The following is a 10442-nucleotide window of genomic DNA, read 5'->3' as shown; positions in this document are numbered from 1 at the left end:
GGGCTTCCCGATGGCACCGGACCAGCGTCCTCGATGGCCTCATCAACGAATACCGCTACGCCGCTTGACGAGCAGCGATGACTTTTCGAGCGGTACAGGATCTGGCCTGGCAGGCGTTCCTGCGCCGGTTCGACATCGAACACACCTTCCGCATGCTCAAACAAACACTGGGCTGGACCACCCCGAAACTGCGCACACCCGAGCAGGGCGACCGCTGGACCTGGCTGCTGCTGGCTGCTTACACCCAACTCCGGCTGGCTCGCGGTCTCGCGACCGATCTACGCCGTCCCTGGGAGAAACCCACCCCACCCGACCGGCTCTCACCCGCCCGAGTCCGCCGAGGGTTTCGGAACCTCCGCCCACACACCGCTTGTCCGACCGGTGTCCCGAAACCCTCCCGACCAGGCCCCGGCCGCCCACCCGGACAACCCAACCAGCGGCCCGCGCCACGCCACGACGTCCACACCGTCACCAGCACAAACAAGCGAAACCTAGTGCTGGCAAGAAAAAGAAGTCCAGCAACCCACGACCCCGCCGAACAGGATAAAACTCAAGCTAACAGTGTCACAGCCACAACGATGACTTTCGAGCGGTACAGGTTCACTCCCAAAGTACGCCTACCCGTTGCAATGCCGAGAAGAATGCTCGTGCGCTTCGAGCAGGTGACAGCCCTGCAGGGGCGCCTACACTGGCCAGGAGCGCCAGCGCGTGGACCATCTCTGGCCGGGGGCGGCACGCGAGCGCGTGGAGGGCATTCGTCCAAGCCCGCTCGTTGTCACCATGCCACCCAGCGAAGTTTCGGGTGAACGACCGCACGGCCGCGCGTAGATGCTTCTCTGACTCGATGTGCACTACGGCGAGCAAGACCTCCATATCCACCTGCGGCACAGCCGCTGCAGGACCGGCGACGGTGCCCAACACCCGGTCCCGATCTCGTCCCGGACCGAGCGCGAGTGCAAGCCGTGCCGCTTCGATGACCACGGTCTGGGCCTTGTCGGGTGGCAGGTGGTGGCAGAGTTCAACCAGGAGCGGCAGTCTCGACTCCTCCTCTTCATTCTCGATTCCAGTGCGGACGGCGGCGATCACCCGAGCGTCCATCGGCGGCGTGCGATGCTTGAGGACCTCCGGCATTGTGTGCTTCGGTTGCTCGACGACAGAGTGGGCTACGAGGCTCCAGATCGTGCTCCGTTCGGGCAGTTGGCAATGCGCTAAGAGCTTGTAGAGGAACGCGATCCGGTCTGCACCACCCAGTTTGATCGCCAGTTCTGCGGCGACCACGAACTGGTCACCGCTCAAGTGCGGGACTAGCCGGAGCAGCGGACCCCACCAGCCGACGTCCTCGGTCGAGGCCGCCAGATCGAGTGCAAATTCGAGCAACTGGCGTCGCCATGACTCCGGCGCGTTTTCCGCGAGCTTGTGGATGGTCTGGAACGCTTCCCCGCGACTGAGATCGGAGAGCAGTGACAGCACCTGTTCCAGCAGTGCCTTCTGACAGTCGGGCGGAACGAGGTGGGCGACATCGCCGAGCGCGAGGGCACCGAGCATGTCCGGTGCGGTGTCCAGGACGCTGCTCCTCATGCGAGCTGTAAGACTCTCTGGGTAGCCGCTGGTCAGGGCGCGGAGGATGCTCGCCTGTTGGGAGAGTGGGAGTTGCTCGGCCGCCTCGACCACGCTCTCTCGAAGCGCGTCGGGAACGAGCGTGGCAATCCGTCGCAGCCGTGCCGCCCGCTGGTCGATGCTGCCGATCGCCACGGGGAGCAGGCGTGCGCGGCCTTCCTCGTCCAGCCTGTCGAACGCATCGACGGCGGCGTGCGCCACCTCATCGGGAGCGAGTCGGGGCTCCGCCGTCAGCGCCTGCTCGAGCGCGCGTTCCAACAGGTCGCCGCGCAGCAGGGGTACGAGTGCGAGCAGGGCGCGGGGCTCGGTGGCCATAGCCACGAGGTCACCCGCTATAGAGTCGGGCAGATTCTTCGAAAACGCCTGGACGATCGCTGAGATCGTCACCTGTCTTTCGTGCTTCTGCATACGGTGAAGGACCTGGCGCATTGGGTTGATCTTCGCCTCATTCGTGTGCAAGTGGGGTAGCAGGTCGACCAGCGAAATGTCGCTTGTCCTCGCCCAGCGGATCAACGCCGCGTCGAGTTGGGCTTGATCGCTTCTGGCTTCGCTAAGGATTAGGGGTACGGCGGTGGGATTGTGGTGGTGCGCCAAGGCTTCTGCGGCGGCGCGGGTGCGGAGTTCGAGCCTATGCGATTCCGGTACACGATGGGACAGCGCGCTCAAGGTCTGCGCGCGCAAATCTCGGTTAGGAATGCGCATGCAGGCCGTCACGACGTGGTCCACGACGTGGGATACCAGGTCGATCGGCAGGTCGGACAAGAACTTGGGTAGGTCCCCTGGCGGCGCTACCGCGTCATGCAGTGCCAGCACGGCGAGCTGCGCCGGTCCGACATCAGCGGAGTCAAGTATGGCCAGCACTGAGGTCGACGCCTGGAGCCGATCCCGGCCGTCTCCCACCGTCTGCGCGATAGCCAGTGCGTGGCGGAGGATCTCCCGCCGGTCCTCGGGGCGGTGGCACTGCGCGAGGATCGCCGACACGGCGACCTGTGCTTCGCCACCGACTTGCTCGGCCACGCGCATGGTGGTGGCGATCCGGTCGGGAGCGGCGACCAGACCTGCCGCTGCGAGCAGGTGCGCCGCGACGAATACATGATGTTCGCTGTGCGCCGAGGAGAACCGCGACCACTCGCGGTTCCGCGACGAGGGCTCCATCGAGTCCGCGAGTATCGCGGCGTTGGTGTGATCACCTCGCCGGACAAGTTCCTCGACCGCGTCAATCAGGAAGCCCATCGTGCCATCGGCGGATACGTCGCCGAGCCAACGATGCATGTCAAGCACGAGTGCGGTTCGGTGGGATCGCTGGAGCGACTTCAGGTCTTTCAAAGCCAGCGAACGCAATTCGGGGACGAACTCGGCGAAGATTATGCGGAGGTTGGTCCTGTTCTGCTCACGCATGAGGGCGATCGCCTGCTCGCGGGTCGCGCCCGTAGCGCGACGTGTGAGTTCGGCTAATGCGCGCGCCGCGTCCGGCAACTTAAACAGGTTCCGTAGGAGATCCACAGTTCGTCCCACGAGATCAGATGGGAGGAAGCGAGCTGCGGTTCTGATGGCTCGGGCTCTCTGGACATCGTCCGAGAGGGCTTGTAGCTCCGACAATGCGGCCGATGCGACCTTGGTCCGTTCGGGCTCTGGTAAGCGGGAGCTGAGAGCGATCACGGCGACATTGCGGGACTTTCGGTCCTTCATTGAGGTCGTGGTCGCTCTCGCTTTAGCGAGGGCCTGGCCGGACAACAGAGGAGCGAGGCCCACCAGAATGTAGGCGCACGACTGCTCGCGACGGGAAGAGGCGGCGATCGACACGCACTCGTCCAGCCACTGCGTGGGCAATAGGGGCGCCAGCGCCACAACGGCACTGGAACGCCGATACTCCTGGGTCATTCGCCGACAGACAGCGAGTGCCTGCGCGGCGGTCAGTACGCCCGCAGAGTACGCCGCAGTGAGCAGCGGCACAGGCACCTTGTCGCTCCGCGCCGTCACACCCGCCCTCGCCAAGGCGCACAGGAATTGGGTTTCCACTGCCTGATCCAGGTCCGTGCACCTGGCGTCGCCCACGTCCCGCTTGGCGCGTCCCCACGCCCGTTCGCAATCGTTGAGGAAACCTGCGTCGGTGCCGTCGACCGCGTTCCACGCCGCAAGCCACGCAGGGTCAAGCAGTTCGTACAGGAACTCGCTCGACGCGTCTGCGGCCTCCAGGTGCGCGCCATAGGTGGTCACCGCATAGGACGGCGCCCGCTCAGCCTCCAGGACCCCATCGCGAATCGCAGTCAGTACGCGACGTCCGTAGTCGGTGAACGCGGCGCTCCACCGAACTTGCTCCCGACGGCCCATCAGATCGTAGAAGAAAGTCCCGAAGCGCGGGTGCGAGAAGACGAACCCCTGCCGGACACCATCACCAATCACGAAGCGGCCCACGACGCGCACCAGAAGGTCCAACTCGACGCCGGTCGGGGCGCCGGGGTTGAGTTCAGTGAGATCGTCGAGGTTAACCGGGCCGAATGCGCACGCGAGGATGTTCAGGAAGTCCTGCAGTTCCCGCTGCTTGCCGGGCACTGTGTGCCCGGCCCGCTGCCAGATCCGATCCAGCTCGCGCCGCCATCGGTCATAGTAGCCGCGCATGCCCTTCTCAATCGACGGCAACTCCTCCGGGGTCAAACGGACCGCGTCCCCGCCCCGTTCGAGGAGCGACTCCACATACAGCCGCACGAGTAGCGGGTCGCCTTCACTCAGCCGATGCAGTTCGCCCACGATGTCGACACGGGTCACCAGGTGCGCCAGCGGTTCGCCCATGGCTCGCAGCACCTCAGCAACACCGTCCGCGTCCAGTGGCGGCAACGGGATGCTTTGCGCCAGCTCGGAACTGGTCCAGTTGAGCCGATGCCGCCAACTGGTCTCGTCTGCGTCGCCGCCTATATACCTCGCCGACACCAGCAGCCGCATACCTGGCGGCGGGGAATGCGGAAACAGGTATGCGCCCGCCTCCCACCCGACCGCCTCATCGAGGCCGTCAATTACGACCAGCAGTGGCCGGTCCGACCGCGGCGAACGGCCAAGGTACGTGCTGATCTCTGCCTGCCACTGGTCGGCAGAGCGGTTGGTCGTCGCCAACGTCTCGCCGTGGCGCGCGGCCAGTCGGGAGGCGAGCGCCGGCAGCGCAACCGATGCCTGGGCAGTGTTAAACCGCGTACTGATCGGTATGAAGACCACATCAGCGATGCCAGCCGCCTGTACTTGCGCGGCCCATGTCACCAACAATGCAGACTTACCCCGCCCTGCCTCCGCCGTGACCAGAGCATACGGAGCAGCTCCCGGCTCGGTAAGCCACGACGTGAGCGCGGCAAGCTCGGCGTCCCGCCCCCCGAAGGGCACCTTCCGCCCGTCGGTCTGACCAAGATACTCAGCCAGAAAGTTCCCGACCCACTCCGCGAACGGCTCGCCGGGACCCGCCAGTTCCTCCACACCAGTCACCCTGGACAGGGTCGCCGCGGCCGTCACTTGTTCGCCCTCGCTGCCACGACCTACAAGCACGTCACCGGTGTCACGGTCGTCAATACGCACTCGCCACACGTCGGCCGCTCCAGGCACCGCCACCGCTGCGGCGATAGTGGTGTGATGGATGCTCACCGAGTTCGCCAAACCAATCGCCGTCCCCAAACCGGAGACATTTACACCGCCGTCTACCGACACCACCGCTGCGGGGATGGCGACAGCCGGGGCGGGGTGCTGCTCCGACGCGGCCCGCCCTACCTCCGCGCCGGCCCCGGAGGGTCCGGCGGCGACTCGCCAATGTTCACATGCCCGCCGCTGACCGCCCCGAATGTCGCTCCCGGCCCGTACCCATGCACACCGCCCTCGATGCTCACTCCTCTATTACCCACAGGCTGCCCGTCCGGCTGTACCGCATCCACCGCGACGGGCCCGGCGGCCGCAGAACGGTTCTGCGAGCGCAACTGCAACACAAACGCCGCCACGGCCAAAAGCAAGCCCAGCACCGCCGCCACCCAACTCAAGCCCTCCACAACCGGCCGCACAGGATGCTTGTCATCCGACAACCACACGGGCACGCCGAACCGCAGCAGGGCCCACACCCCCACCGCGACGGCCGCCACTACCAACGCCGCCACTAAAGGACGCCACCACCGACCCACACAGCCCTCATTTCCTGTCACCCGACGCGCTGCCTCGACAACGACGCTATCGGGAACAGACTCGACCCCGTCACAGGACCACCGTGCACGCCACGCCGAGCCATCCGAACAAAGCCACAGCAACTCGTCACAACGGCCAAGCACCATCAGCCCACACGGCAGACATCTAGGCTACGCACGTACCCGGCCGTCGACATCGGTGCTGGCAACGGGAGAGCGCCACGGTCGCGGGCCGCGCCGTCGACTGGCGATATGCCGGTCAGGGAAGGCAGCCACCAGCGGACTCCGCAAAGTTGGGGCTCAACCGTGCACTCGCCGACTCCGCCTTCATCCAAGCACGCCGCGATTCCAAATCGCAGGCGCTGGTCCTCGCGAACCAGCGCTGCCCGACCGCAAGGTCGGCCGGTAGCGTCGCGCCCACGTCGAACACGGCCCCGGCGTTGAGGGCAGCGAGGAACTCGGTGCCGAATGAGGACACGGCGGACAGGGCGAGCAGCAGCACCGCGCGGACGCCACCGTGCCAGGAGACGTTCGTGATGTACCCGACGATGAGCGGCAGGACGGACCCGATCAGCAGGCGGGGTGCGGTCGTTCGCGGTGCCGGGCGCCACGCACGTGGTGATGCCGATCCGCGCCGACGTCGCGCCGCTGCTCCTGGAGTTCGCGCGCTGGTGGCATGTCACCGTCGAACAGCTCGTCGTCCCCGGCTGCTGGGGCTACGCCTACCGCGAGATCAGCGGCAGCAACTCCCTGTCCAACCATGCGTCCGGTACCGCGATCGACCTGAACGCGCCCCGGCACCCGCTCGGCGCGTTCGGCACCGTCCCGGGACACCTGCGGGGCGTGATCGAGTCCAAGGCGGCGGCCCTCGGCCTGCGGTGGGGCGGCTCGTACACTTGACGAACGGAACGCCAACCTGGACCCACCGGTGGAGCAGTGCACGGCGGGGCGAGTCACGAACCGGACACGCCGCCCCTGGAACGACATGGACAGCAGAGTGGCATGCCGAGGAGTTGACGGAGGACGACCGGCTCATCACCTCCGCCGAGCCGAGCGGGTCAAGTCATCCTGGGCCGACGTCGCCACCAAGGAGTGACGTGATTCACTCATGTGCCGCAACGCGATTCGGGCGTGTCGGTCGCGGCGCTAGCGTGGCCGCGCTTAGCTCCTCTCCGACGGCCTCTATCGGTTCGCTGTGATCAGCTTCGTGGATTGACCTGACACTCGTAGGAAGAGGAGCTGCCGGCGAGCCATGAAGGCAGTCGGTGAGTCTCGGTTACCCTCATCCGCACATGTGCCGCGCATGGTCTACCCGAAGTAGACCGTTCATGATTCACCTCAACAGCGCAAGGGAAAGTAGACCGCAACCATACGCACGCCCTCGCCCTATTCCGTTGAGAACGGCCTGTCGAGTCGCGCCTGGTGTTGCAATCTTCGCGGTCCCTTCGAAGATTGACGCGGTAATCACGAGCTCTCGGTTAGCTTTGACCTGCCGCCCCCTCAGTTTGAGCGTTCGAGCGAGTTCTGCGGGTCGTCCCCGCGCAGGCGGGGCTGTTCCCGTCGGCAAGGGCGTCGGTGTCGTTGGGAAGCGGTCGTCCCCGCGCAGGCGGGGCTGTTCCTCGGCTTGTCGGCTGCGTTGTACTCCGCCTTGAGTCGTCCCCGCGCAGGCGGGGCTGTTCCCGCCTCGAACTCCGGCGACAACGAGCGGATGTCGTCGTCCCCGCGCAGGCGGGGCTGTTCCGGTACTCGGCCCCACCAGCATGGCGAAGGTCAAGTCGTCCCCGCGCAGGCGGGGCTGTTCCCGGGTCGCGGAAGCACACGAGCTGCTCACCAGCGTCGTCCCCGCGCAGGCGGGGCTGTTCCCGGGTCGCGGAAGCACACGAGCTGCTCACCAGCGTCGTCCCCGCGCAGGCGGGGCTGTTCCGTGTCCCTTCCTCCGACTGGAGAAGCGTCATGGTCGTCCCCGCGCAGGCGGGGTTGTTCCGTAGCCGACCCGGTGTGAAGATCCCGCCGATGTGTCGTCCCCGCGCAGGCGGGGCTGTTCCGTCCCCGTCGTTGTTGCCGTAGGTCGCGGCCCAGTCGTCCCCGCGCAGGCGGGGCTGTTCCCACCAGCAAGACGATGACACCCACGCCGGCACCGTCGTCCCCGCGCAGGCGGGGCTGTTCCGTCCGGTCGACCGGCCCTGCAAGTCTGGTTGAAGTCGTCCCCGCGCAGGCGGGGCTGTTCCCTGGCCGAACTCCACGACCACGCCCAGGCCGCGGTCGTCCCCGCGCAGGCGGGGCTGTTCCCGTGGGTACACGGTCACGTCGACAGACCTCAGGTTGTCCCCGCGCAGGCGGGGCTGCTCCCCCGATGGCGCGCGCCTTCGGCGCGTTGCGCAGGTTGTCCCCGCGCAGGCGGGGCTGTTCCGGCGATGATGAGGCCGAAGCCCAGCGCCTCAGCGTTGTCCCCGCGCAGGCGGGGCTGTTCCCGTGACGTGCACGGCGTTGTCCGGCTCCATGGTGTTGTCCCCGCGCAGGCGGGGCTGCTCCGGGGATCCGCTCTAGTCGGATCCCCAAGTTGATGCCGTCCCTGCGCAGGCGGGGCTGTTCCTTCGATGGTGTGGCCGTCGGTTTCCTGCGCGGTGCCGTCCCCGCACAGGCGGGGCTGTTCCAAAACCATAGCCACCGGCATCGGCGGCGTCAGGTCGTCCCGCGCAGGCGGGGCTGTTCCCACGGAGTGTCAGGCTAGCCCCAATGCCGTGTAGTTAAGGCGTTGGCTTGGATGTCAAGGTGGCTGAAACGGGCAACGGAGTTCCTGCTAGAACAGCGTCGACCAAGATCGCTGAAGTACAGGAACTCCGTTGGATGCCCAGTCTGTCATTACCGGTGCGGTCACCGTCGCCGAGGGCCGGTTCCGCGCCAGGCCATCTCGGTGAGCTGACTCAACTCGTCCCGTTCGAGATGGTCGACCACGCGGTGGCCGAGACCCGCAAGGTCCAGTCCCGGATCAGAGATCTGCCCTCCCGTGTGGTGGTCTATCTCCTGCTGGCCGGTTGTCTGTTTCCCGAGCTGGGCTATCGGCAGGTGTGGAACCGGCTGGTGTCCGGGCTGCACGGCGTGGACACGGCCTCGCCGACCGCGGGCGCGTTGTGCCAGGCGCGCCGCCGAGTCGGCGTCGCGCCCCTGCGCTGGCTGTTCGACCTGCTGCGTGGCCCCGCCGCCGGCATCGCCACGACCGGGACCCGATGGCGCGGGCTGCTGGTCACCGCGCTCGACGGCACCACGATGACCGTCGCGGACAGCGCCGCGAACCTGACCGTGTTCACCAAGCCCGGCAGCAACAACGGCGGGTCCTCCCAGCCGCTGCTGCGGATGCTGGTGCTGGTCAGTTGCGGCACCCGAACCGTGCTGGACGCGGTGTTGGGCCCAGTCACCAGCGGCGAGACCACCTACGCCGCCCGCCTGTCGGGCCGCGTGCGAGAAGGCACGATCGTGCTGCCCGACCGCAACTTCGCCGCCGACGATCTCATCGCCGCCACAGGCGCGCACGTGCTGTTCAGGGTCAAGACCAGCCGGAAACTGCCGCCATTGCGCCGCTATGACGACGGGTCCTACCTGTCGATGCTGGGCACGGTCACGGTCCGCGTCATCACCGCCGAGATCGCCATCGTCACCAGCACCGGGCGGCGAACAGGTCTCTACCGCCTGGTCACCACGCTGCTCGACCACCACCGCCATCCCGCCTCAGAGCTGGTCACGCTCTACCACCAACGGTGGGAGATCGAGACCGCCTACCTGGAGATCAAGTCCAGTGTCCTGGGCGGACGGGTCCTGCGCGCCCGCACCCCAGACGGTGTCGAACAAGAGGTCTACGCCCTGCTGGTCACCTACCAGCTCCTGCGCACCGTGATGGCGGACGCCACCAGCACCCGCCCCGGCATCGACCCGGACCGAGCCGGGTTCAGCATCGCCCTGCACACCGCCCGAGACCAGATCATCCACGCCGCGGGCGTCATCGCCGACACCGTGATCGACCTCGTGGGCACCATCGGCAGACAGGTCCTGGCCAACCTCCTGCCCAGCCGACGCATCCGAACCAGCCCCCGCGTCGTCAAACGAGCCATCTCCAAATACAACGCACGAGGCACCGTGGACAGAGCCAGCTACAAAGCAACCATCAGCATCGACATCCTCGACCCGCCACACCCTTGACTGGCCAGCCAAGACCTAACTACACGGCATTGCAGCTAGGCCGCCAGGCAGGCACCGATACGTATCTGACCCGCACGCTCACGCCAAAGTGAATCTAAAACACCGTTCCGGTTGCTAGAATGCCTGGTCAAGAAGTGTGTCGTCCCCGCGCAGGCGGGGCTGTTCCGTCCATGACGGGCGGGATGCTTCCGCAGGAACAGTCGTCCCCGCGCAGGCGGGGCTGTTCCGCGATTCAGCCGCCGCTGACAGGGGTTGTGGTGGTCGTCCCCGCGCAGGCGGGGCTGTTCCCTACACAGTGGATAGCGCGAGATGTGGGTCGCCGTTGTCTCCGCGCAGGCGGGGCTGTTCCTTCTTGACTTGCACAGGCAAGGCGAGCCGGTCGGTTGTCCCCGCGCAGGCGGGGCTGTTCCGTCGACAAGCACAGCTCGACCTCGCCAGCCAATGTCGCCCCGGCGCAGGCGGGGCTGTTCCGGTGTGGCAGGA

At 66.7% G+C, this 10442-nt stretch carries 5 protein-coding genes and 2 CRISPR repeat arrays; of the genes, 2 read left to right on the top strand and 3 right to left on the bottom strand.

Translation table 11 applies throughout. From position 1 onward, the window contains the following. Positions 1 to 600 precede the first annotated feature (600 nt). Positions 601 to 5307, bottom strand: a complete 4707-nt coding sequence (locus ALI144C_RS00360; protein WP_143230289.1) for an ATP-binding protein — start codon at positions 5305 to 5307, stop codon at positions 601 to 603. 717 nt (positions 5308 to 6024) lie between these two features. Further along, complete coding sequence (locus ALI144C_RS00350; protein WP_076984954.1) at positions 6025 to 6267, bottom strand: hypothetical protein; 243 nt, start codon at positions 6265 to 6267, stop codon at positions 6025 to 6027. Between the two features lie 80 nt (positions 6268 to 6347). On the opposite strand from ALI144C_RS00350, the gene ALI144C_RS00345 reads away from it, so the two are divergent. After that, positions 6348 to 6665 carry a M15 family metallopeptidase gene (locus ALI144C_RS00345; protein ID WP_076984953.1) on the top strand — a complete coding sequence of 106 codons (318 nt, stop codon included), beginning with the start codon at positions 6348 to 6350 and terminating at the stop codon, positions 6663 to 6665. Positions 6666 to 7098: 433 nt separating this feature from the next. Here the strand turns inward: ALI144C_RS00345 and ALI144C_RS00340 are convergent, their stop codons facing one another. Beyond that, positions 7099 to 7269, bottom strand: a complete 171-nt coding sequence (locus tag ALI144C_RS00340; RefSeq protein ID WP_083752572.1) for a type I-E CRISPR-associated protein Cas6/Cse3/CasE — start codon at positions 7267 to 7269, stop codon at positions 7099 to 7101. Between the two features lie 26 nt (positions 7270 to 7295). Further along, positions 7296 to 8478: direct repeats of the CRISPR family, unit length 28 nt; unit sequence GTCGTCCCCGCGCAGGCGGGGCTGTTCC. A 134-nt stretch (positions 8479 to 8612) separates the two neighbouring features. Here ALI144C_RS00340 and ALI144C_RS00335 point away from each other — a divergent pair. Then, the gene (locus tag ALI144C_RS00335) at positions 8613 to 9959 is read left to right on the top strand and encodes an IS4 family transposase (RefSeq protein ID WP_076984952.1); all 1347 of its coding nucleotides are present in this window, start codon (positions 8613 to 8615) and stop codon (positions 9957 to 9959) included. 138 nt (positions 9960 to 10097) lie between these two features. Continuing rightward, positions 10098 to 10430: direct repeats of the CRISPR family, unit length 28 nt; unit sequence GTCGTCCCCGCGCAGGCGGGGCTGTTCC. Positions 10431 to 10442 lie beyond the last annotated feature (12 nt).

Source organism: Actinosynnema sp. ALI-1.44, from assembly GCF_001984155.1.
Lineage (GTDB): Bacteria > Actinomycetota > Actinomycetes > Mycobacteriales > Pseudonocardiaceae > Kibdelosporangium.
Note: the sequence above shows the minus strand (reverse complement) of the source record. Positions and strands in the feature narration are given on the sequence as shown.